This is a genomic window from Bacteroidota bacterium, assembly GCA_017303905.1.
Taxonomy (GTDB): Bacteria; Bacteroidota; Bacteroidia; order B-17B0; family Aurantibacillaceae; genus JAHEYG01.
Genome location: JAFLBH010000004.1, coordinates 177,650 through 201,803 on the forward strand (window position 1 = coordinate 177,650; position 24,154 = coordinate 201,803).

The 24,154-nt window shown below is 37.1% G+C and carries 18 protein-coding genes; 11 read left to right on the forward strand and 7 right to left on the reverse strand.

Translation table 11 applies throughout. From position 1 onward, the window contains the following. Positions 1–88 precede the first annotated feature (88 nt). The gene (locus J0L69_14170) at positions 89–1,795 is read left to right on the forward strand and encodes a sodium:solute symporter (GenBank protein MBN8694336.1); all 1,707 of its coding nucleotides are present in this window, start codon (positions 89–91) and stop codon (positions 1,793–1,795) included. A 29-nt stretch (positions 1,796–1,824) separates the two neighbouring features. Here J0L69_14170 and J0L69_14175 read toward each other — a convergent pair whose 3' ends face one another. Together J0L69_14175 and J0L69_14180 are read right to left on the reverse strand one after the other, a co-directional pair. Further along, complete coding sequence (locus J0L69_14175) at positions 1,825–2,679, reverse strand: DUF2911 domain-containing protein (protein MBN8694337.1); 855 nt, start codon at positions 2,677–2,679, stop codon at positions 1,825–1,827. A gap of 91 nt (positions 2,680–2,770) precedes the next feature. Further along, positions 2,771–4,561, reverse strand: a complete 1,791-nt coding sequence (locus J0L69_14180; protein ID MBN8694338.1) for a RecQ family ATP-dependent DNA helicase — start codon at positions 4,559–4,561, stop codon at positions 2,771–2,773. 909 nt (positions 4,562–5,470) lie between these two features. Here J0L69_14180 and J0L69_14185 point away from each other — a divergent pair. From J0L69_14185 to J0L69_14195, 3 genes are read left to right on the forward strand one after another with little or no spacing between them, the layout of a single operon-like run. Further along, positions 5,471–7,915, forward strand: coding sequence for a carboxypeptidase-like regulatory domain-containing protein (locus tag J0L69_14185; protein ID MBN8694339.1), 2,445 nt, complete (start codon positions 5,471–5,473; stop codon positions 7,913–7,915). Between the two features lie 38 nt (positions 7,916–7,953). Continuing rightward, on the forward strand, positions 7,954–8,418 hold the full coding sequence (locus tag J0L69_14190) for a hypothetical protein (GenBank protein ID MBN8694340.1): 465 nt from the start codon (positions 7,954–7,956) through the stop codon (positions 8,416–8,418). Then, entirely contained in the window at positions 8,418–8,648 is a 231-nt protein-coding gene (locus J0L69_14195; protein ID MBN8694341.1) for a hypothetical protein, read from the forward strand. The genes J0L69_14190 and J0L69_14195 overlap by 1 nt, the downstream gene beginning before the upstream one ends. Positions 8,649–8,652: 4 nt before the next feature. Here the strand turns inward: J0L69_14195 and J0L69_14200 are convergent, their stop codons facing one another. Genes J0L69_14200 through J0L69_14210 form a run of 3 tightly spaced genes read right to left on the reverse strand, consistent with a single transcriptional unit; the run spans position 8,653 to position 10,986 of the window. Next, positions 8,653–9,387 carry a RelA/SpoT domain-containing protein gene (locus J0L69_14200; protein MBN8694342.1) on the reverse strand — a complete coding sequence of 245 codons (735 nt, stop codon included), beginning with the start codon at positions 9,385–9,387 and terminating at the stop codon, positions 8,653–8,655. 10 nt (positions 9,388–9,397) lie between these two features. Continuing rightward, a complete protein-coding gene (locus J0L69_14205) occupies positions 9,398–10,387 on the reverse strand; it encodes an AAA family ATPase (protein ID MBN8694343.1) in 990 nt (329 codons plus the stop codon). Between the two features lie 14 nt (positions 10,388–10,401). Continuing rightward, positions 10,402–10,986, reverse strand: coding sequence for a hypothetical protein (locus J0L69_14210; GenBank protein MBN8694344.1), 585 nt, complete (start codon positions 10,984–10,986; stop codon positions 10,402–10,404). 262 nt (positions 10,987–11,248) lie between these two features. Between J0L69_14210 and J0L69_14215 the strand changes: the two genes are divergently transcribed. The 3 genes from J0L69_14215 to J0L69_14225 all read left to right on the forward strand — a co-directional run bounded on the left by J0L69_14215 (position 11,249) and on the right by J0L69_14225 (position 14,151). After that, on the forward strand, positions 11,249–11,995 hold the full coding sequence (locus J0L69_14215; GenBank protein MBN8694345.1) for a helix-turn-helix transcriptional regulator: 747 nt from the start codon (positions 11,249–11,251) through the stop codon (positions 11,993–11,995). Positions 11,996–12,154: 159 nt separating this feature from the next. Continuing rightward, a complete protein-coding gene (locus tag J0L69_14220; protein ID MBN8694346.1) occupies positions 12,155–13,414 on the forward strand; it encodes a T9SS type A sorting domain-containing protein in 1,260 nt (419 codons plus the stop codon). 215 nt (positions 13,415–13,629) lie between these two features. Then, positions 13,630–14,151 carry a hypothetical protein gene (locus J0L69_14225; GenBank protein MBN8694347.1) on the forward strand — a complete coding sequence of 174 codons (522 nt, stop codon included), beginning with the start codon at positions 13,630–13,632 and terminating at the stop codon, positions 14,149–14,151. Between the two features lie 154 nt (positions 14,152–14,305). On the opposite strand, the gene J0L69_14230 is transcribed toward J0L69_14225, so the two are convergent. Then, entirely contained in the window at positions 14,306–15,067 is a 762-nt protein-coding gene (locus J0L69_14230) for a response regulator transcription factor (protein MBN8694348.1), read from the reverse strand. A gap of 15 nt (positions 15,068–15,082) precedes the next feature. Continuing rightward, entirely contained in the window at positions 15,083–17,014 is a 1,932-nt protein-coding gene (locus tag J0L69_14235; GenBank protein ID MBN8694349.1) for a tetratricopeptide repeat protein, read from the reverse strand. 159 nt (positions 17,015–17,173) lie between these two features. Here J0L69_14235 and J0L69_14240 point away from each other — a divergent pair, with 159 nt between their 5' ends. The 4 genes from J0L69_14240 (at position 17,174) to J0L69_14255 (ending at position 24,009) form a co-directional block, all read left to right on the forward strand. Further along, positions 17,174–17,896, forward strand: a complete 723-nt coding sequence (locus tag J0L69_14240; protein ID MBN8694350.1) for a hypothetical protein — start codon at positions 17,174–17,176, stop codon at positions 17,894–17,896. 5 nt (positions 17,897–17,901) lie between these two features. Next, positions 17,902–19,032: a hypothetical protein gene (locus J0L69_14245; protein MBN8694351.1), complete on the forward strand. Its 1,131-nt coding sequence runs from the start codon at positions 17,902–17,904 to the stop codon at positions 19,030–19,032. Between the two features lie 211 nt (positions 19,033–19,243). Beyond that, a complete protein-coding gene (locus J0L69_14250; protein ID MBN8694352.1) occupies positions 19,244–21,592 on the forward strand; it encodes a T9SS type A sorting domain-containing protein in 2,349 nt (782 codons plus the stop codon). Between the two features lie 50 nt (positions 21,593–21,642). Next, complete coding sequence (locus tag J0L69_14255) at positions 21,643–24,009, forward strand: SBBP repeat-containing protein (GenBank protein ID MBN8694353.1); 2,367 nt, start codon at positions 21,643–21,645, stop codon at positions 24,007–24,009. Positions 24,010–24,154: the final 145 nt, after the last annotated feature.

The window sequence follows — 24,154 nt, forward strand, 5'->3', positions numbered from 1 at the left end:
TAAAAACCTGGACCAATGTTTATGCATTGGTGATTGGTTCGTTAGTACTAATTATTTTTTTACTCTACCTCTTTACACAATCTTATAAATGAGTTTAATCGATTGGTTAGTTTTAAGCATCACACTTTTATCCATCATAATTTATGGTGTATGGAAAAGTCGTGGGGCAAAAAACATCGATGGGTATTTACTGGCAGACAGACAACTTCCCTGGTACCATGTGGGTTTATCGGTAATGGCCACGCAAGCCAGCGCCATTACATTTTTATCGGCACCCGGTCAAGGATACAGTGATGGCTTACGATTTGTGCAATTTTATTTTGGTTTGCCTTTAGCCATGGTGGTGTTATGCATTACGTTTATTCCCATTTTTCATAAACTCAATGTTTTTACGGCTTACGAATATTTAGAAAAACGTTTCGATAATAAAACACGCACACTCACCGCCTTTTTATTTTTGTTGCAGCGCGGATTATCAACGGGAATTACCATTTACGCACCGGCCATTATTTTATCGACCATTTTAAACATCGATATTACTTACACCATTATCGCCAATGGATTTTTAGTAATCACCTATACCGTTTATGGCGGAACAAAAGCGGTTTCCTACACACAGTTTTTGCAAATGAGCATCATTTTTGCGGGATTGTTTTTAGCCGCATTCATGGTGGTGCATTTATTACCGGATAACGTAAGTTTTGGCGATGCCTTAACGATTAGCGGAAAAATGGGAAAGTTAAACGCCATTGATACCACATTTGATTTAAACAACCGTTATAATATTTGGTCGGGAATTATTGGTGGATTCTTTTTGCAACTCTCTTATTTCGGCACCGATCAATCGCAAGTAGGTCGCTATTTAACCGGAAGTTCCATTACACAAAGTCGTTTGGGATTAGTGATGAACGGCCTGATTAAAATTCCGATGCAGTTTTTTATTTTGCTTATTGGTGTATTAGTATTTGCTTTCTATCAATTTAATGACGCGCCGGTTTTCTTCAATAAAGTGGAAGCCAACCGCATTGAAAACAGCGAATACAAAAACGAATACCATGAACTTACGCAACAATATGCCAACGCGCATCAGGAAAAACAAAAAGAGTTACATGTATTGGTTGAAGCCATTCACAGCAAAGATGAAAACGCCATAAATGCAGCGGGACTAAAAGTAAAAGAAGCCGATCAAAAAACAATTGCCATTCGGAATGAAGTCACCAAGCTGATGGAAAAAAACAATCCGAAAGCCGATACCAACGATACCAATTACATCTTTCTCACCTTTGTAACGCAGCAGTTACCAGTAGGTATTGTAGGTTTACTCATCGCCATTATTTTTTTAGCCTCCATGGGATCAACTGCCAGCGGCTTAAATTCACTCGCTTCCACCACCGTGGTTGATTTTTACAAACGTCTCTATAAAAAAGAAGGCAGTGAACAGTTGTATTTATCCGCCTCACGCATCGCCACAATTTTATGGGGCGTATTTTGCGTGATTGTTGCGATTTACGCCAGTAAACTGGGAAATTTAATTGAAGCCGTGAATATTTTAGGATCCTTGTTTTACGGCACCATACTTGGTATTTTTCTTGTAGCATTTTACATGAAAAACATTCAGGGTATTGCGGTGTTTTATGCCGCGCTGCTGGCCGAAGCATTTATCATTTATGCCTGGCTTATGGATTTAACCGCTTTCTTATGGCTCAATGTAATAGGTTGTGCCTTGGTGATGGGCATTGCTTTTATTCTTCAGATCATTCTCAATAAACGTACGCAAATAAAAAATCCCGCTTAAAGGCGGGATTCTTTTTTAATTGTTTGAGATTATTTTTTACAATCTGCAATGATTTTTTCGGCTTGCTTTACATAAGCGTCATCCTGATCAGCAGCTGCTAATGTTTTAGCTTGCTCTGCAGTTACCGCTGCACCTTTTAAATCTTTTGCTTTGTACTGAATTTTTGCTTTTAATAAAACTACCCAATAGGCCTTAGGATTGTTAGCAATCGCTTTATCAACCCACTCCCCTGCTAATTTTAAATCCTTATCGTTTTCATAGTAATAAGATGCAGCGGCAAAGTACGGACGATTATCTTTAATGATCGTGTTCTCAATCGTCTTCATGATTTTGCTGTCGATTTCAGCGGTTACTTTAAATGCTACGCGTGTTTTTTCCCACACTAATTCGATAACAGCAGTATTTGCAGTCATTTCCGCTACATTGATAGCGAAAGTTTCTACTTTTTCAGTTAAAGCACTTGGCTTCACTGTGATTTTTAAAACTTCATTTTCTTTTTTGTAATTCGCTACATCACCACCTAAGGTTAAATCTTTATAGAACATTAAATCCCAGCTGTCTTTGTTAGGAACAGAATACAACGCGTAAGTTCCGGCTTTTAAATCCATACCTTCTACTTTTACATCTTCACCAAATGTAATTTTTGTAGATGAATTAGCACCGGTGCGCCATACTTTTCCGAAAGGCACTACATCACCGTAAACCACACGACCTTTCGCACTCGGACGAGAATACTCAATCGTAATATCCGATAACGCAAAAGCTTGTTTTAATGTTTGTAAAGGACTTGGAGCCGGTGTTTTTAATTGCGCGTTTACTGATGTTGTAGTCATTACCGCGATGGCCAATGCTCCTGTTAATGTTTTGAATTTGTTGAATAGCATAATTTATTTTTTAGGTTTTGTTTATAACAATTAAATGAATTGATTGTTTTCAAAGATAGAAAATTAGTGCTAAATAAATCAAATGTTAAAATTAAGCTAAACGCAGGTGGCGTTGCTCATTCATTTTTACTTTCCCGTCTTCCAACAACTTATTGAGTGCCATTACCCACACTTCATCATTGTATTTCATTAATTTTTCTTTGAGCTGATCGATATGTAAAGTTTGGTCCGATAAATGATGCAGGATTTCTGTTTCAATGGCTTTAGATGGCGGATTTTTCTTTTGCGCTATACACACATCACAATAACCGCAAGCATCTCCGCTTAACTCATTAAAATAATTAAGCAAAAAAGTTTGGCGACAAATTTCTTTTTGATTCGCGTACTCAATGACTTTATTCATTTTCTCACGGAATCGCTCTTTTAAAAACGTGTAATGACTTAAATTAAATTCAACATGCTTAGCATTAATCCGGTTTTGAAGGAAAATTAATTTCGGTAATTCACTTTGCTTGATGTAGGAGAGTATTTCCTGACTATGCAAAAATTCGAGCTGCTCTGTAACAAATTGAATGGTGTTTTTGATTCTGTACGCAATGTCCTTTTCGTTGATGTAGGTATACTGCTCTAAAATTCCGCCATACCCGCGCATCAAGGCTTTGAGCACCGGCTCATACTTCGGGAATTTTACCTGATAATTATACAAATCTTCTTTACCTGCAGTGATGTGTACTTTTCCCGGTTCGTAACCCGCGTCGATTAAAGAAACATAATTTTCCTTCTCTAAAAATTTTAAACTGTTATATAAAGTAACCGCATTTAAATTATAGAGTTTACAAATTTCATCAATATTAAAATCCACACTCAAACCGGAGCCCGTTCCAACGGCAATCTGATAATAATTACAAACCGCATTGTAACAATTACGAATCATTTCCTGCTCTGGAAACGACAATTCCATGTGTTCTTTTAATTGTTCTTCATCGCGCTTCGTGTACAACAATACAGCATAAGCCGTTTTTCCGTCACGTCCACCTCTTCCTGCTTCCTGAAAATACGATTCCAAACTATCCGTTAAATCTAAGTTCACCACAAAACGCACATCCGGTTTATCAATACCCATTCCGAATGCATTCGTAGCAACCATTACCTGAAATTTATTATTAATCCATGCTTCCTGCTTTTCGGAGCGAACCGAATTTTTAATTCCCGCGTGATAGAAATCGGCTTTAACATTAAATTTATTTAATACGGCGGCTATTTGCTCGGTACGTTTTCTGTTTTTTACATACACAATGCCACTGCCACCCACATTATGTATAATTTTTAAGAGACGCTCTGTTTTATTTTCTTCCAACTGCACAATGTAACGCAAATTAGGTCGCGCAAACGATTGACGAAACACTTTTGCATTAGGAATTTCCAACTTCTGCAAAATATCTTCCTGCACTTCTTTCGTAGCACTCGCTGTTACCGCTATGATATTTATATCCCTGAAATAATCTTTTACTTTGGCAATCTGCATGTAACTCGGACGGAAATCATAACCCCATTGAGAAATACAATGCGCTTCATCTACCGCGATTAAAGTGATGGGTAAATACGAAAGCTTCATGCGGAAATCTTCATTCTCCAGGCGCTCCGGTGATACATACAAAAACTGTACATGTCCTAATGCAGCGTTGGTTAAAGCAATTTCAATTTCCTTGTAATTCATGGCTGAACTAATCGCCACAGCGGAGATGCCTTTCTTCTTCAAGCCTCTCACCTGATCATTCATTAAAGCAATGAGCGGCGAAATCACTAATGTTGTGCCGCCCATAACTAAACCGGGTAACTGATAGCACAACGATTTTCCTCCACCGGTTGGCAATAAAGCCAATGTGTTTTGCTTTTTAACTACCGAGCTTACAATTTCTTCCTGTAAGGGACGAAAAGCGTCGAAGCCCCAGTATTTTTTTAATAAGGTGTGAATATTTGCTCTTAAATCTTCGATGTAACAAAGCTAAGAATTTAATTTTTGGCAGATGTAGTTTGATAAATAACCCTCCTCGCCCGAACCCCCTCGCCCTGCGGGCACTCCCCCTTCGCAGGGAGAGAAGCTATCCGTTGCTAAAAATGCAAACATACCACGACTGATTTCTCCCCTGCTAAGGGGAGATGTCACGCAGTGACAGAGGGGTTTAAATCCTAAATTAAATTCTGCTTGTTATATAACCCCCTCCCGCTACGCGGACTCCCCCTTCGCAGGGGGAGAAGCTGTCCGTCGCTAAAGATGCTTAATCATACCACGAAAAAATTCTCCCCTTATAAGAATAGCTGCTTTTAATTACTAACAATGCACATTCATACCACGACTGATTTCTCCCCTGCTAAGGGGAGATGTCCGAAGGACAGAGGGGTTATTTGAATGAGTAGTTTAATTAAAAAAAATATTCAAGTTATAACCCTCTCGCCCTGCGGGCACTCCCCCTTCGCAGGGGGAGAAACTGTCCGTTGCTAAAGATGCTTAATCATACCACGAAAAAACTCTCCCCCTTATAAGAATAGCTGCTTTTAATTACTAACAATGCGCATTCATACCGCGACTGATTTCTCCCCTGCTAAGGGGAGATGTCACGCAGTGACAGAGGGGTTTATCTACCATAAGAGTTAATAGCAGGAATTTTGCATAAAAAACAATGGTTTAAATAATAATATCTCCTTATTTTCGTTAATTCCAAAAACTGTGATATTGCTCCGCATAAATAAAGCCCTTTTCTGTCTGTTTCTGATTAGCCTCATAGGCTTTTTGAAAGCACAAACCGGAACGGTAAGCGGTATCGTTAAAACGAACGATGGCGAACCTATTGAAGGCATCACCATCGCCATTTTAGAAGACGGTAAAAACACCACCATCTCTGATGCCAAGGGTTTTTATAAACTGGAGGTAGCAAGCAATACCGATTTAACCATCGCTTTCTATAACATCAATTTCAAACAAATCAACCATAAGATTAATGTAAAGCCCGGCGAAAATCTCACTTACTCCCCTACACTACAATTTAAAAACGAAATGACCACCGTAACTGTAGTTGGAGAAAACCGTGTGCAGGAAATTACGCGCATCGACCCGAAATTATTTTACCAATTACCTACTGCCGGCGGTAGCATCGAAGATTTAATTAAAACCCAAATGGGTGTAAGCAGCAATAACGAATTAAGCAGCAGCTATTCGGTGCGCGGCGGAAATTTCGACGAGAACCTGGTTTACGTTAATGATATTGAAGTATACCGTCCGTTTTTGGTGCGCAGCGGACAACAGGAAGGATTGAGTTTCGCGAATCCGGATATGGTGAGCAATATTAATTTCTCGGCAGGTGGATTTGAAGCGAAGTACGGTGATAAGATGTCATCGGTGCTGGATATAACGTACCGCAAACCTACGAAATTCGGTGGCTCAGCTTCCGGAAGTTTATTGGGTGGAGGTTTACACCTCGAAGGAATTTCCAAAAACAGATTAGTGGCTTGGTCGATTGGCTCGCGTTACCGCAGCAATGCTTACATTCTAAAAAGCATCGACACCAAAGGTGAATACCGTCCGCGTTTTTACGATATACAATCCTTCTTCACTTTTAACATCAATCCCAAACTAACGGTCGAGTGGCTTACCAATGTCGCCAACAATCAATACTTAGTGATACCTGCTAACCGCGAAACCACTTTTGGAACCGTGAACAACGCCGTAAGCTTTAAAGTGTATTTCGACGGACGTGAAGTGATGCAATACAACACCTATATGACCGGTGTTTCTACTACTTATCTTCCCAACAAAACCCTCAAATTAAAACTCATTGCTTCGGGTTACAGAACCAAAGAAGAAGAATTGTACACGGTGCAAGGACAATATTACATTGATCAATTGGAAGCGGATTTCGGGCAGGATGATTTCGGGCAGGTAGCTTTTAACCGCGGGATTGGAACATTTATTAATAACGGTCGTAATACACTGGAAGCGCAAGTGTACACCATCGAACACAAAGGCACCAAATATTTAAAAAAGAACAACGAATTTTTGTGGGGCGTACGTTATCAGCAGGAATTCATTCAAGATAAACTCAGCGAATGGAAAATGATTGACTCGGCAGATTATGTGAATCCGTATAGTCCAACCGAAATTAATTTAACGGATGTATACAAAAGCAAAATCAACATCAACAGCAGCCGTGTGATGGAATACATCGAGTACATTCACAATAAAACATTCCGCGATTCCTCTACCCTCACCTTCACCGGCGGTGTGCGCGGAAATTACTGGACACTTAATAATCAATTTGTGGTTTCGCCTCGCGTAACCTTAGCTTACAAACCAAATTGGAAACGTGATTTCATTTTCAAGTTATCGGGAGGTTATTATTATCAGCCGCCGTTTTACCGTGAGCTGCGCGGACTCGACGGAACACTCAATACCAATTTAAAAGCTCAGCAATCCATTCACGTGGTGTTAAGCAGCGATTACAATTTCTCGGCGTGGCGTCGTCCGTTTAAATTCATGGTAGCGGCGTATTTTAAAGATTTGAGGAATTTAGTAACGTATGAAATCGACAATGTGCGCGTGCGTTATTTCGCCAATAACAACACCAGAGGTTACGCAACAGGTATCGACTTCCGTGTGAACGGTGAATTTGTAAAAGGCGTAGAAAGCTGGGCTTCCTTAGGATTTTTAAGAACCTATGAATACTCCAAAGACAATATTCATTACAAGTATTACAACAAAGAGGGAGAAGAAATTGTAAAAGGCTACAGCTTCGATCAGGTGGCAGTTGACAGTACTAAAATTGATCCGGGATTTATTCCACGCCCGACAGACCAATTAGCCACCTTCAGTTTATTCTTCCAGGATTATTTACCAAAGTATCCCGCATTAAAAATGAATTTGAATTTAATTTTCGGCAGTGGTTTACCTTTTGGTCCGCCTAACCATTTACGTTACCAGCAAATTTTCAGAATGCCGCCTTACCGACGTGTAGACGTAGGTTTTGCTTACAACATTTTAAAAGAAGACAGAGAGTTTAAAACCAAAAACTTTATGAACCACGTAAAATCCATGTGGTTGAATGTAGAAGTATTGAACTTACTTGGTGTGAACAACACTGTTTCTTATACCTGGGTGAAAGACGTCACTGCGCGCCAGTATGCTGTGCCGAATTACCTCACCAACCGCATGCTCAATGTGAAATTACAGGTGAGATTTTAAAGATTGACAATAGCCCTGCTTTTTCGTAACTTTAAAACATGAAAGAGTACAGCCCTTTTGTTATTAATCAGTTTACAAAGCATGTATTGAATGATACTGCTGCCAGCAATTGGCTCATTGAAAACAATTACAAAGAACTCATTGCTACCTTAGACGCGGTGCGCGACGATAAGCATGCCTTTAAATATTTGATTGACGGCAAATTTTTTGAACTCGCCGCTTTTGTGAATACTATTTGGGAAGACAGCAAAGCCTTTAAATTTTTAATAGACAATAAATATTTTGATTGGGCCGCTTGTGCCAATATCATTAACGGTGATGAAAAAGCCGAACAAGCTTTATTGAAATACAACAAAAAACATTTTGTGCAATTAGCGCACGCCATACAAGGACGCATACGCGAAGACGGCGACAGAAACGTGAGCCCGTGGGGTGTGATGCAAAACATGTTGAACTTTAAAAAGGCCTTTGAGAAAGACCCTGAAGACAAAAAGAAAAAGTAATGAGAATCATCGATACCATCCCGCACCCCAGCATTACCATTAGCATCTTTCAAATGAACGATAAGTTTATTGTGAAATTTGAAGCCGGCCCCATGGAGCAGGCTTTTAAATTTGATAGCGCGGATATAAAAAGCTTAGAAGGTGTAAAAGCCATCATTAACCCCGACTTCATTGAAACCGTTAGAAAACGTTTTAATGAAATGTATTTGCAGATGAGGGGGACGAAATAGAATACTATTTTCTTTTCCTTTTCGAAATTGAATTCATTTTAGAAGAAACTTCGTGTTCATGCGTTGTAAAAATAGAATCTACAAGTCTACTACAGCTAGATGTTACCCTTGCTAGTGCCTTGATCTGTTCTCTACATGAAATACTTTCAGATTTATGAGGGTAATTAATTGAATGATCAACTTCTCCCCATACCTCCTCCATTAAAGTTCTAACCTGCAACTCACAAGTTATATTAGAATTATTATTCGGCTTAATAATATAATGCACGCTTGTATACATATTCGGATTATCTGAAGTTTCGACATTAATACTCCGAAAATAGCTTCTCGACTCATCATCCCATGTTCTAGCATTTGGGCCTTCAATAATTTTCCATTGCTGCTCAATAAATATCCTTTTCAATTCTTTATCAATTTTCTCAAACTGTTTTGTATGTAAATGAATAATTCTGAAACCTGCAAGATCGTTAATCTTCAAAAATAGATTTTCTTTATTAATATCAAATGGTTTCCTTTTTAATTTAGAATCAAATAATTTTCTTTCTAATTTATCTCTTAAATGAGATGGATCTTTTATTCTTGATTTTTTGGAGTGAATTAGCTTTTTTAAAACTGGAGAATGTTCTATATTACTATTCATACTATCTAAAACAACAGAAAACAAATGAGTTTGATTTTCAAAATGACTTACTAGTTCATTAATCATTTTCAATTCTCTTTTACCAATTTTTGCTTTCATGCAACCCTTTTTAAACTGTTAAAGAAATTACTTTATTTGCAATAGATACAAATTCTCTTTTCGCTTCTTCTTTCAAATTAGGAGCGCCACCTTCGACATCGAAAAAAGCAAGTCCTTGCGATTGTGAATATGGGACGAGACTAGCAAAATCTTTTACTTGCCCTAACTTATTTTGACTTAACGAACCCTTTGCTAAATTTTTATCTATTCTACGAAGAACTTCTGTGACATCACTATAAGAACTTTTTTCTAGTTTACTTGCATAAGCTGCAAACTGGCTAGCGATTGCATCACCATACATTCTAAACCTTTGTAGTATATATCCTAAATAAGTTGGCTTACCTGGTAATAGCAACATATTATCTGGCGCTAACTGCGAAATAACATTCCATTCTTTAATCCAATCATGCAAAGATTTGCCAAGTGTTTTTAATGCTCGAACGGAAAATAAATCACAAGCTGCTGGGACAATAAAATAATCACAATCTAAAAGTATAACTCTATTAAGCGGTCCTATATTTGGACCAACGTCATAAAACACATAATCGATTTTTTCTTTTTTGGCAATTTCATTAACAATTTCACTAATTGCAGAAGCACCTTTAAATCCTCTAACTTTCCTTTGCAAACAATCAACCCATATTTGATTTAGCTCCTGCTCAAACTCAGATAATTTTATGTCACCAGGTAATAAAAATACTCCTTCTTGACGTTCTTGAGGCTTGATGTATTTTACCTCGCCATAACTTTCTACAAAAGGCTTCAATGCAGACCAAATTGTATTACCTTTATCAGAATCCGAATCGTCTAGCCATCCATCTACTACATCAGAATCAACTAAATATGATGTTAAGTTACATTGAGGATCAGCATCAACTAATAAAACACGTTTACCAAGGGAAGCTAAGGCTGCTGCAATATTTACAAGCAACGTGGTTTTTCCAACACCACCTTTATGATTATACAAAGTAATTCTTTTTGCTGTATGGCGTTTATTCATTTGATTGTTTTGCTTCATGTGTTATCAGTTCCATTATTGTTGTTTGAATTTTTTTGGCTGTTACGTCTGGTTTTCCGTTTTATTTTCAAATTAGCAATACTAGCTTTTGCTGCATCCCTATCAGGTAATGCTTGGACAAAAAGCTCTCCGGCAGCACTGATTTGTTTACTTCCTTTAACTGCCTGAACTAACAGCCCTGATTTGGTTGCATTGTCAACTGCAACAGTTGGATTAGATAATTTTGGTTGAGCAGCCTCAGTATTAAGTGTACTCAAATCGACTGTCTTAAAATGAGGCGTATCTCTATAATGTGTTAAATAATATGCAAGACAAGCAATTCTTTCAATGTCTGTCTTTGGTGCCTTATCCCTTAAAAAATCCTTTGGAGTAATTGATCGATTTTCAGAAAAGGAAATCTCACTTTTAGAGTTTGAATGATTGCTATGTTGCTTAACATGAGAGTTCTTTCCCTCTTCTACGATTGATATACCTAGAAAGGTGGCTACTGCTTGTAAAGTTCTTTTCTGCCTATCTTCATCTAAACCTTTCAGTGCAGTAAGAATCTGAGTTAGGGCTTCTAAATCGTTGTTATTTGCCATTTTATTATATTTTATAGTAAAAGTACTAAATATTTTAGTGAATTCAAAATTTATCGTATTTTCAGCTAAATTATTTAGACTAAAGTCTAAATAATTCCCTTTATAATAGGTAAAACATCGCCATTCTCAAATTAATAAGAATGAAATAATTTCGAAAATTGTAAAACAACAAAACATTGAAACTAGCTGTGCAAATTATTCAATTTAAACCATAAGCTATATTATTTCCCTAAATTCGTTCAAGGCAAACAACATTTTCCGGATGGGGAATCTTTATCAAATACGAAAGCAAAGTGTTATCAGTTCTATTATGGGTGATTTACCCACCGATGCGGCTGTTTCTCTGCCGGTGAGCTGTCTTATCTTTGGTTTGAGTGGTACGTTTTACATCAATAGCGAGAAGGGAAAAAGCGAGGAAGGAAATTGTTTTTTTATTGCGTCGGATATTACCTATAAAGTCATGCCGCTCACCTGCAAAGGTTATGTGATTTTATTTTTTGACGCGGTGAGTCCTGAACATTATTTCCTGCACTCTACTTACAGCGCTTCCAACATTTTAAAACTAGAGTGGCGCGGCGACAATACCATACTTCAAAAAACATTTTCAAAACTAAATGAAGCGGAGAGTGATGCTTTTTTAGATACGGTGTTTCAAACGCTCTTCAACCTAGAAAGAAAAAACATCTCACATGAATTTGATAATCGCATTACACAGGTAGATGAATACATTCGTAAAAACATCCGCGAAAAATTCACCAATCGTGAGCTGGCCGAACACATTCATTTGAGTGAAAGTCGATTTTACCATTTCTTTAAAGAACAAACCGGCGTGAATGTGAGTCGCTATGTATTATGGCTGCGCTTAAAAACTATTTTTGAGCGTTATTTTAAGAGTGAGTTTAAATTAAACGCCTTAATTGATATTACCAACTTCACCGACCTTTCGCATTTTATTAAGTCCTTCAAATCCTTTTTTGGGGAAACACCCAAACGATTGCTCAACAAATAATTTATTCAAACATCTGTTAAAAAACGCCGTTTAAACTTTTAAAGGTTTGGCTTGTTTAACATCTGTAACGCTTTAGAAATTTTGCGCCGATTAGATTAGCTGTTTTCTACCATAAATTTATTTTATCGTGGTCTATCTTGTCGGCATAATTTTTAAACCATGAAAACTAACACCATGATATCACACTCTAAAAAAGCAGCGCAGTTTTTCTTTTTGTCGCTCGCCCTTTTATTTGTTGGCCTTTTAAAAGCGCAAACATTTCCGATTGGTCATATGAGCATCAATTTTAAAGATGCGTCAAGAACCGGAGGGTATGCTATTTCCGGCGGCATTAATATAACAGGTTCGGGAAGAGATGTGGGAGCCGAAGTCTATTATCCGGCAACAGTGGCTGGTAACAATCAACCTGTAGCCAACGGTGTTTTTCCGGTGGTGGTTATTGGCCATGGTTTTGTGATGGACTGGAGTTCGTACGATAATATTTATAATAAATTAGCTTCAACAGGGTATATCGTTTTATTACCAAGAACCGAAGGAAGTTTTTCGCCTTCGCACGGCGACTTTGGAAATGATTTAAAATTTTTGGTGAATGCCGCGCAGAGTTTAAATACCATTAGCACACCAAGTGCATTAGTTACGTTTAACGGAAAAGTATCGCCTAAAGCAGCCATTGGCGGACATTCGATGGGAGGCGGCAGTTCATTCTTAGCTTCGGCGAGCAATACATCGGTGACCTGTTTATTTAATTTCGCGGCAGCAACAACCAATCCGTCTTCGATTGCATCGGCTTCTTTAATTAATGTACCGGCTTTAGTGATTTCGGGCGCGATAGATTGTGTGGCTGATACCACGGTGCAGAACAGTCATTATGCCGCTTTAGCATCCACAAAAAAGTTTCATGTGATTTTAAAACAAATTACCCATTGCGATTTTGGAAACGGTACTAATTTTAATTGCACTTTTGGTCAGAGTACAACAGGCTGCGGTAATGTTGTATCAAACGCTTTAGCATTTCCGCGTTATATGAATTATGTACAAAACTTTTTAGATAACCAATTAAAAAACGATTGCGCGGCGGGACAACGCTTCATGGATTCGGTGAATACCAATTCATCTTTGCGTTCTGGATTAAAAAAACTTGGAAGCATAGCTTGTGCGGCGGCATCGGTTAACAGTCTTAATAAAACAGTAGAAGCCCGTCTTTATCCGAATCCTGCGCATTCCAGCTTTTTCATTGAAACAGCCATCAAAAATTTCAATTTAAAGTTATACGATGCCTATGGTAAATTGATTGTAGAAAAAGTGTATGCAGACGCGAATACAGTTGAAATAGACTTACAAGAAATGAACGCGGGTATTTACTTCGTTGAATTAGAAGCTGAAGGTGGAAGAAGTTATTTTAAACTGGTGAAGGAATAGGTTTTAAGAAGATTAAAAATAAAAACTCTCTGTCGGTTTGGTAGGGAGTTTTTTGTTTTATAAATATAGCATACAATTAATTATCATTTATTCGATTTAATTTGCCAAATCCTTTGTGAATGGTAGTTTACAAAAAAAGCCACTGCCGTACTTTTGCTTATAAGCGGAAACCGAAAAGCTTTTAAAAGAGTAGGTCAATTTAAAAATTTATAACAATGAAAAAAACATTATTTCTTTTATTAATTGTATTTGGAATTACAGCAATTTCAAGAGCGACTGAAGCTCCTAGTGTAAAGCTAGGTGAAGTAAAAAATGGCAAAAACATTATTACGTACGATAAAGATAAATTACATATGGCACTTAGTCATATTTTAGAGAATCAATTTTTAGAAATCGATAGTACAGTTGTTTTCTTTGAAGAAGGAGAATATTATCTCTGGGCCTTGATAAAAGACAAAACTACTCAAAAGGCAACAGGTAAATTGGTTTTCTCACTAGAAAAAACAGAGAAAAACGACCTTATCATTGCGGCGGCACCAAAATATATTCTACAATGTTTATTAGATACGGGAAACTGCTCGGTATGTATAGTTCAAAATTCTATCTGCAGTTGCTATATCGGTGATGGCACTTGCGTATGGAAAAAAATACCAATTAGTGGCGGTGCGGCACGTGTAAGTTATGGTAAAACATTTGAAGATCTTCTAAAAGGTCAAAGTAGTAAGTCCACAAATTAATTACACACCTTAATAATAAAAGCCGGATTAATCCGGCTTTTATTATTAAGAAGTTATGATAACAAATATTAAAGTACTATCATTTCACTTAATAAACAACAATAACCCTATAAAATACTTACTGATTAAATTAAATTAGATAACCACTATACTTTTAATAAGCTTTCAGTCTTTCCAATATTTCGGCCTTTTTACGACGAGGAATTTCAAAACTCTTACCGTCTAGCATTTCTATAATGCAGGGTTCGCCTTTGCTATACTGCTTTACGTGATTGGCATTTATTAAACAACTTCTGCTCAATCTTACAAAACTTGAGCTGTCGCCAAAATACTCTTCAAAGTCTTTCAGATTGCGTGCTGTTACAAACCTTTCTTTTTGTTCGGTAGTTATGATAGAATAACTGCCATCGGCTTCCATGTACAGAATATCCTTCTCGTTAATAAACTTTACCAAATCACCGTTATGCACCGCAACTTTATGATCGTTGTTGCCGGCATTTAAATTGTGGAGCAAATTAATTACTTGAGTACCGTTATTGCTTTTATCTGTGATTCTTTTCACTGCTTTACCAATGGCTCTTGTCAAATCTTCGGTTTCAATTGGTTTTAATAAATAATCGAGCGCGCTAAACTTAATGGCATTTAACGCGTATTTATCATAACTGGTTACAAAAATTACTTCAAACGGTAAAATATCGAATTTCTTTAAGAGAGCAAATCCATTGGCTTTAGGCATTTGTATATCCAGAAAAACAAGATGTGGCTTTTTCTCTTTAACCAAGGTAAAAGCATCCTCCACATTACCGGCTTCACCAATAACTTCAATTTCATCCGTGAATTTCTCAAGTAGATTTTTTAATACGAAACGGCTATTGCTCTCATCATCGACTACTATGGCAGTAATTAAATTGGGCATTTGTGATTTTTATTTTTAATCCAATATATTTAAAGGTAATATTATTTCCACTCTTGTTCCTATGGCTATACCCTTCTCATCGTGCAAATCAATAACTTTTACTTTTGCGTTCTCATAATTTTGCATTTTATTTATCATTTGAATACGTTGCTCACTGAGCTTCATGCCCATTGACTTTTCACCATCCTCCGCTTTGTAGCTTTGGGCTAGTTTTCTCCCAATACCATTATCCTCAATTGCAATCAATAAATTTTCATCTTTCGCCTTTAATTCGATAATTAATTTACCCCTTTTACTTTTATCAAGGTTCATGAGTCCATGCCAAATAGCATTTTCAACATATGGCTGAATTAATAAACACGGTACACGAAGTGTTTCTTCATCAAGATCATCAGGCATTTTGATTGTAAACTCAAATTTATTGTCAAAACGCAGTTGCTCTAATTCAACATACAGCCGAATAAGATCCAATTCTTGTTTTATCGTCAATATTCTTTCTTGACTATTATTTAAAACCAAGCGGATTAGTTTACTAAACTTAGCTAAATAATCGTAAGCGGTTTGTTGATCCTTTTGTAGAATATACCGCTGAATGCTATTGATAGAATTAAATATAAAATGCGGATTCATTTGAGAACGTAAAAGCTGCTGCTCCAATTGCAGATAATTTTGTTTTGCTTTAATTTTATTTTGCTTAAACAACAAATACGCAATTATGATTGTAACAATGAATAGGGCAATAAGAGAAGCTAATATGACTCTGTTCCTACTTACTTGCATTTCCTTTAATTGTAATTGACCTAAAATAACAGCTTCTCTTTTTTCTTGTTGAGCCTTTTGCTGCAATTCTCTTTTCTCAAACTCATAGTTTAAAACTATACGCTCCGTTTCTTTTATGTTATCGATATTTATTAATTTTTCTTTAGCAGAAATGAATTCCTTATAGTAAAACAATGCTTTTTCAACTTGCTTTTTCTTTTCAAATAATTCATGAAGGTTTTTAGCCGCTTCCATTTTGCTATCCAAATCATCAATTTTACCGGATAAATTAAACGCATTCATTAGATAGGTTTCAGATTGATTTAAATTGTTAGTGCTTAAATACAATGCGCCAATGTTTATTAATGAAGCTAAAATCGCGCTTTGGTTGCCGATTTCTTCCTTTAACTTTAATGCTTCCAATTGATATTTTAATGCATTATCATAATCGGATTGAGTGGCATAAATAAGTCCGATATTGGAAATGGAAGATGCCATATCTTGCTTATTATTGAATTTTTTTTCAATCTCCAATCCCAAGCTTTGATAATGTAAAGCTTCGCTATATTTTTTTTGTTCCAAATAAACACCCGCTAAATTTCCATAACATGGCGCCAAGCCTTCTTCGTCGCCAATTGCTTTTCGGATGGCGATTGCCTGAAGGTGCTTTTCTATTGCTTTTTCGAAATTATGTTGCTCGTCATAAACACTGCCTATGTTCGTCAATGAACTCGCTATACCCATAGAGTCATGAATACTTTCTCTTATTTTTAACGAATTATAAAGACAAGATAAAGCTTCGGTATAAAGTCCTTGTTTCCTGAAAATTTGTCCTTTCCCATTATTATACAGTGCTATTTTCTTTTTATTACCTATTTTTTGAGCAATGTCTATTGCAAGGTCAATATAGTTGAGAGCAGCTTTGTAATTTCCAATATCACGGTTAGTTAATCCTAAATGATAAAGTGCTTCTCCACTTCCTTCTAAAAAATCCGCTTTTTTTGATTGCTCATTCGCTTTTTCCAGATAAACTAATGCCGAATCGAGTTTTCCGCTCTTTCTTAATTTCTGTCCAATTGCTATATACTCTTTTATCAAAGTTGTGTCAGCAACATTCATGGCATTACCATTGCTATTAAATAAAAGAAAGCAAAGAGAAAGTAATATTATAAAAGCGCGTTTCTTCATTTATGCAATTAGGCATCGAATCATTTCATTCAATTATCCATCTATCAAAAATAATCAATATAGATTAAAGAAATAGTTAGGTGCTTAAAACTTTGTGAGTGGTAGCCCTTGGTTATACAACCCCACTTATCTTAGTATCATATAACAAGTCGAAATTCCATGAAAGCTAAAAAAATAACTCTTATTTCTTCATTTGTCCTTGCATTATTCTTCTGTATAACGTCTTTTACTAATTCTTCATCCAAAGCACAAGATGATCCGAATGTTGGGTTTTACGTTGATGGAGTAAAAATGGACACAATAAATTGTTATGAGTTTCAGGATTTAAAAATTGTGTTTCTCTGGAATGATGAATGGTCTACCTATGATTATTTAAAAATTAGCCTTCAAGTCGGAGATCCTAGAGCGGTAAAAAAAGGGCTAGGTAGAATTGTTGAAAAAGCTATTCCCATTCGTTCAATAATCAATTATAAAAAAGGTAATTACGTAGTGTATTCAATTTACGGAAAGGATAAAGCGCCCATTGATATGTGCATAAAACCAAATCAACCGTATTTACTTCCAGCTGATCAAGCAAATTCACCAACCAAAGGCGATTTACAATATGATGGTGCTGTGAAAAAAGGCAAACCCAGCGACAATGCCGTGCTGAACATCTACCTTACTGGACTTACATTTCAAGGAGAAATAGAAGAATTTAATCCATCCTGCAATTGCCTACAGAAGTATAAGAAATACAACCCTATTGATTTGAAGAATGAGTACATGCTTGTTTTAACGAATCGCCTTACCGGAGGAAACAAAGAAAGATGGAAAGAGACGGATCTTTCTAACCCTTGCACTTATTCAGGCACCAAAGTAGATTTTAGTAACCTTAAATAAGCAATATGAAACCCCTTAAACTATTTTTTCTAACTGTTATAATCCATTTTACTTTAACCATCAAAGCGCAGGATGAAAACTGTCCCGAATGCGGGTTTTACGCTGATGGTATAAAAGTTGAAACCATAAATTGTTACAATTTCGATAAATTAACTTTGGTTCTTCCATACAATAAAGGAATGAAAGGATATGACTTAGTTAATGTGTGGGTACTAAAAGCATCGGACAAGAAAGAAGGTATGTTTGCTGGTATTGCTTCAGCTGGAACTAATGCAGGAGTAAAATCCGTGCCAGGCAGTGCTGTTTCAACAATAATCAAAGGCAATTATATTGTTATTACAGTTTTCTCAAATGCAACTGGCGACAAGGCTTTTCTTGATAGAGATTATAAGGGATATGATAAAGATTATAGATGTGAGGTGACAAAAAGCTGGTTGTCTGAAACCCGTAAAGAAAAAAAAGGAAAAATAGAACAATGGGGATTGAATGCTTTTGTACAAGGAGCAAAGATTACTGGTTACGAGGAGACTTATGAGCAGTCGAAAAACGCAATCGTAAAAACTCCTGTGTACTCTGCAGAGAAAATTACAAAAACTTATTCTTTAAAATGCGAAAATCAAGTTGAGGGAAATAGTTGTAGCATTAAAGGCACCAAAGTAGATTTTAATAACCTTGGTAAAAGCGGAAGTTCCTCAAACACTTCAAGCAATTCCAATACAACAAACAACCCTGCGGCTAAAGCCGAATCTTCTGCAAAAACAGCCGTTGCAATCGGTAAAACAATTATTACAACGGTAGCCCCAACATCAGCAGTAGCCGTTAAACCACTGGATAAAACCAAGCCCGGTTATTTTGAAGAGAAATCGGAAGATAAAAAATTCATGTATCGCAATGGATATCAAAAAAGCGAAGGAGTTTATCATGGTGAAGTGCGTGAATACGAAAATAATCAATTAGAAAAGATCATTGTGTTTACTGATGGTATTGAAGATGGATTGTATGTGACTTTTTCTGATGGCAAAGTTGAATGGCAGGGAACATATAAAAATGGGAAAAAAGATGGCGTCTGGAAACATTTCAGTAACGGTCAACTTCAGGAAACGGAAAAATATATTAACGGGGATAAACAAGATTGATTATGAAATTAAAAGTATTTTCCTCTTTGTTTTAGATTATGTCAATCTGTTTTTATATTACTTAAAAGAGCAAATCATTGTCGTGCTTAAAACTTTATGAATGGTAAGCCTTAATGGTAAAGCTTTGGTACTTTTAACTAGAGCAAATTCCGGTTTATAAACCGTATTTAAATTTTGATAACCTTAATGCAGATAATTAAATAGAATCACCATGAAAAAATTAATGACACTTATTTTGATTTCGTTGCTTTATAACCTAAAAGCGCAATTCCCCAATTATCAATGGGCTCACAACCTTACGTCTCAATATGTGATGTCAAGCGCAGAAGATTCAAACGGTAATGTGTATGTGGTTGGAAGGTTTTCCGGCACCATTGATTTTGATCCGGGACCGGGTACAACCACCATAACTTCCATTGGTCAGTGGGGCTATATTGCGAAGTTTAGTTCAACAGGCAGTTTTATTTGGGTAAAAACCATTTCTCACTCCAACACTTCAGGACAAGTTTGGATCCGAAAAATAAAAACAGACAGTAATAACAACATCTATGTGGTTGGTGATTTATATACAAGTGGTGTAGATTTTGATCCTGGAGCAGGTACTGCCAACTTACCATGTCCAACCGCCGGCTTATCCAATTCGGATGCCTTTGTTGCCAAATACGACGCGAATGGAAATTATCAATGGGCGCAAACCATCTATAACACATCGGCAGCAAACACAACTGAAATTGCGATCGATATAGTAATTGATGAGACAAATAATAAAGTTCGTGTTTCATCGCAAACCACCACAACCTCCGGTGGTAATACTATCCGATACGCTACCGATGCGCCATGTTTTTTTAGTGTGCCCGGAAATCTATCATTTATTACTTATGGAGCAGTATTAACATACAGTGCCAGCAATGGCGCGGGAATTGCACCGGGTAATGAATCTTCGCTTAATTATGGCAATCAGCCTCCTTACCTTGATATTGATAATTTGGGCAATTACTATACGGCAGGATGGTACAGTTCTACGCCACAGACCTTACAAATCATTAAAACATCTCCTACAGGAACCGTTGTATGGTCGCGTAGCATTTCAAACGGATCATCAAATAATATTCAACCCGCAGATATTGCTCTCGACCCTAGCAACAATGTTTATGTTTACGGCCGCTTCAGTGGAACTATGGATTTCGATGCGTCAGCCAGTAATACATTAGTTACTTCTAACACTAATTCCTATGATGCGTTTCTTCTGGAATATTCTAATAGCGGCAATTACATGTGGGTGGGGACTTTCGGCAGTAACCAACCTGAAACGCCAAAATCGATGGATATTTTTAAAGGTAGCGGAAATATTTACTTAACCGGAGATTTTACAGGTTCTATTGATGTCGATTTCAATGCAAGTGTTGCTACCTTAACTGCAAGCGCTGTTATTACAAACTTAGTAAAATACGATGTAAACAGAAATCATATTTGGTCAACTACAATGCCCAATGCTACAACCATATGGGAAATTTACACATCCAAGCTTGATAATTTATTTCTTACCGGCTTCAATGTGGGCAGCCTTGATATGAACTTTTCTCCGTCCACTAATAACATTAGTACCGGAGGCTTTATTTCTAAGTACAACAACTGTTCTTCAGCTCCTGCACTTCCGGGCGCAATAGCAGGTTTAAGTACAATGTGTGCAGGCTCGGGTGCTACTAGTTATAGCATAGCAACCGTGTCAAGCGCTACATCATATTCCTGGAATTTACCCGGCGGATGGAGCGGCACAAGTTCAACCAATACAATTTCTGCTACTCCCGGAACACCAGGTATTTTTTCTGTAACTGCTAATAATGCCTGTGGTGCAAGTCCGCAACAAACATTAGCCGTTACAGTTAATCCATTACCAACAGTTAGCATAAACAGTGGTTCCATTTGTATAGGTCAGTCCTTTACCTTATCTCCAAGTGGTGCTGCAACATATACTATTCAAGGAGGTAATGCTGTTGTGTCTCCAACATCAAGCACCACTTATTCAGTTATTGGAACAAGTGCAGCCGGATGTATTTCTTCGTCCCCTGCAAATTCATCTGTTACAGTAAATCCTTTACCAATTATTAATGCTTTAACAAGTAATACGTTAATCTGTACGGGACAAACAGCAACCCTCACCGCAAGTGGCGCTTTCACTTATACCTGGAATCCGGGAGGTGCAGGCGCAAGTATTGTAGTTTCACCAACTATAACTTCCAACTACACAATAACAGGTACAAGCGCACAAGGCTGCAATAACTCATCAGTATTTACGCAATCCGTTTCAACTTGTGCGGGTATAAATCAACTTTCAAATTCAGTTACTGAAATAAATGTTTACCCTAATCCATTCATCGATAAAATAATCATAGTTACAAATGGAACAAAACAAGCGGTGCAAATTTTCAACTCGCTCGGTTCTTTGATTTACAAAACCGAAATAGAAAGTGATAAGATTGAAATAGATTTAGGGAAAGAAAATTCCGGAATTTATTTTATAAAAATAGGAATAGAGATTAAAAAAATAATTAAGGAATAAAAACAAACCCCATGAACCATGTCCTGCATATCAATATTAAAATTAAAATCATGAAAAAACTATTTACCATAATCGCGTTATGTTTACTTACATTTATTAAGGCTCAAACTCCAACCTTTAATTGGGCAAAAAAGATGGGAGGCTTATCTAATGAATCCGGTTATGCTATTGCTCTTGACGCATCAGGAAATGTTTATACCACAGGCTATTTTGAAGGAACTGTGGATTTTGATCCAGGCGCTGGCGTTTTTAATTTAGTCTCCTCAGGATTATCTGATATTTTTATTCAAAAATTGGACGCTGCCGGTAATTTTGTTTGGGCGAAGAAGATGGGAGGCACAGGCGGAGATGAAGGTCGTGGCATCACAATAGATGCCTCCGGCAATATTGTTACAGTAGGTTCTTTTAGCGGTACTGTAGATTTTGATCCTGGTGCAGGATTTTTTAATCTTATATCAGGAGGAGGTTTCGATATTTTTGTACACAAACTAGATGCTTCAGGTAATTTTGTTTGGGCTAAATTAATGGGAAGCGGCTCAACCGATTTTGGTTTTTCAATCAAAACCGATATTTCAGGAAATGTTTATTCGACTGGTTCCTTTCAGGGAACTGTTGATTTTGACCCGGGCGCAGGTGTTTTAAACCTAACATCATCATCAGGAAGTAGCGATATTTTCGTACAGAAACTAGACGCATCTGGTAATTTTGTTTGGGCAAAATCAATGGGGAGTACGTCTAGTGATGTTGGCTATGGTACTACATTAGATGGTTTAGGAAACGTTTACACAACCGGGTATTATGTTGGAACTGTTGATTTTGATCCGAGTGTAGGTGTTTTTAATTTAACTGCTACAGGCGGAGGTTCTGATATTTTTATTCAGAAACTTGACGCAAATGGTAATTTTATATGGGCAAAATCAGTAGGCAATACTTCTAATGATATAGGTTATGCAATAACAATAGACGGATTAGGGAACATTTATTCAACTGGATATTTCCAAGGAACCGTTGATTTTAATCCAGGTCCGGGAGTATCTAATTTTTCCTCTTCCGGTTCAACCGACATCTACGTTTTAAAGCTTGACGCAAATGGTAATTATTTATGGTCTCAATCAATCGGAGGATCCGGTCAAGACGTTGGTCAGGGTATTACTACTGATGGTTCAGGAAATGTTTACACCACCGGATATTTTAATAATACTGTTGACTTAGATCCGGGTGCGGGGGTTACTAATCAAACATCATTAGGTTTTTCGGAAATTTTCATTCAAAAGCTTGATGCCACTGGTAATTTTGCTTGGGGAGTAGCAATGGGGAACTCCGGATATGATTACGGCCTTTCCTTAGCTTCAACTAGTTCTGGGCTTGTTTATACAACCGGTAGCTTTCAAGGAAATGTTGATTTTGACTCTAGCGCAGGTGTATTCAATTTAGCATCTTCTGGTGGCTTCGATATTTTTGTACACAAACTAGCTCCCTGCGCATCAGCTCCTTCTCAACCAGGCTCTATTTCTGGTTTAAACTCAATGTGTGCAGGTTCGGGTGCAACTAGTTATAGCATAGCAACCGTATCAAGTGCTACATCATATTCCTGGAATTTACCCGGCGGATGGAGCGGCACAAGTTCTACCAATACAATTTCCGCTACTCCCGGAACATCAGGTGTTTTTTCTGTAACTGCTAATAATGCCTGTGGAGCAAGTCCGCAACAAACATTAGCCGTTACTGTTAATCCTTTACCAACAGTTAGCGTAAACAGTGGTTCCATTTGTATAGGTCAGTCCTTCACCATATCTCCAAGCGGTGCTGCAACATATACTATTCAAGGAGGTAATGCTGTAGTGTCTCCAACATCAAGCAGCACTTATTCGGTTATTGGTACGAGTGCATCCGGATGCATTTCTTCAGCCCCTGCAAGTTCATCGGTTACAGTGAATCCTTTACCTGCAATTAATGCATCAACAAGTAATACCTTAATCTGTGCGGGACAAACAGCAACCCTCACCGCAAGTGGCGCTTTCACTTATACCTGGAATCCTGGAGGCGTAGGTACGAGCATTGCTGTTTCACCTAGCCTTACAACAACATATACAATTAGCGGAACAAGTTCTGCAGGTTGTAATAATGTAAGTACAATTACACAAAGTGTTTCTGCATGTACGTCTATTAATGAAACAGCCATTCCAGTAATGATTAGAATTTATCCGAATCCTGCGCATTCCAGCTTTTTCATTGAAACAGCCATCAATAATTTCAATTTAAAATTATACGATGCCTATGGTAAATTGATTGTCGAAAAAATTTATGCAGACGCGAATACAGTTGAAATAAACTTACAGGAAATGAACGCGGGTATTTACTTCGTTGAATTAGAAGCTGAAGGTAGAAGAAGTTATTTTAAATTGGTGAAGGAATAGGTTTTAATAGTTATGAGTGATGAATTATGAGTGATGAGTTATAAGTGATGAGTTATAAGTGATGGATTATGAATTTGGTAGTAACAAACAATAAACCAAGGACAAAAACAATTTAAATAACAAACACAAAATGGCGAGGTAAACT

What these genes read in the sequence shown, in the direction of transcription:
- J0L69_14170 (MBN8694336.1), top strand. Translation starts at nt 89, where the DNA reads ATGAGTTTAATCGATTGGTTAGTTTTAAGCATCACACTTTTATCCATC.
- J0L69_14175 (MBN8694337.1), bottom strand. Translation starts at nt 2,679, where the DNA reads ATGCTATTCAACAAATTCAAAACATTAACAGGAGCATTGGCCATCGCG.
- J0L69_14190 (MBN8694340.1), top strand. Translation starts at nt 7,954, where the DNA reads ATGAAAGAGTACAGCCCTTTTGTTATTAATCAGTTTACAAAGCATGTA.
- J0L69_14195 (MBN8694341.1), top strand. Translation starts at nt 8,418, where the DNA reads ATGAGAATCATCGATACCATCCCGCACCCCAGCATTACCATTAGCATC.
- J0L69_14200 (MBN8694342.1), bottom strand. Translation starts at nt 9,387, where the DNA reads ATGAAAGCAAAAATTGGTAAAAGAGAATTGAAAATGATTAATGAACTA.
- J0L69_14205 (MBN8694343.1), bottom strand. Translation starts at nt 10,387, where the DNA reads ATGAATAAACGCCATACAGCAAAAAGAATTACTTTGTATAATCATAAA.
- J0L69_14210 (MBN8694344.1), bottom strand. Translation starts at nt 10,986, where the DNA reads ATGGCAAATAACAACGATTTAGAAGCCCTAACTCAGATTCTTACTGCA.
- J0L69_14215 (MBN8694345.1), top strand. Translation starts at nt 11,249, where the DNA reads ATGGGGAATCTTTATCAAATACGAAAGCAAAGTGTTATCAGTTCTATT.
- J0L69_14220 (MBN8694346.1), top strand. Translation starts at nt 12,155, where the DNA reads ATGAAAACTAACACCATGATATCACACTCTAAAAAAGCAGCGCAGTTT.
- J0L69_14225 (MBN8694347.1), top strand. Translation starts at nt 13,630, where the DNA reads ATGAAAAAAACATTATTTCTTTTATTAATTGTATTTGGAATTACAGCA.
- J0L69_14230 (MBN8694348.1), bottom strand. Translation starts at nt 15,067, where the DNA reads ATGCCCAATTTAATTACTGCCATAGTAGTCGATGATGAGAGCAATAGC.
- J0L69_14235 (MBN8694349.1), bottom strand. Translation starts at nt 17,014, where the DNA reads ATGAAGAAACGCGCTTTTATAATATTACTTTCTCTTTGCTTTCTTTTA.
- J0L69_14240 (MBN8694350.1), top strand. Translation starts at nt 17,174, where the DNA reads ATGAAAGCTAAAAAAATAACTCTTATTTCTTCATTTGTCCTTGCATTA.
- J0L69_14245 (MBN8694351.1), top strand. Translation starts at nt 17,902, where the DNA reads ATGAAACCCCTTAAACTATTTTTTCTAACTGTTATAATCCATTTTACT.
- J0L69_14250 (MBN8694352.1), top strand. Translation starts at nt 19,244, where the DNA reads ATGAAAAAATTAATGACACTTATTTTGATTTCGTTGCTTTATAACCTA.
- J0L69_14255 (MBN8694353.1), top strand. Translation starts at nt 21,643, where the DNA reads ATGAAAAAACTATTTACCATAATCGCGTTATGTTTACTTACATTTATT.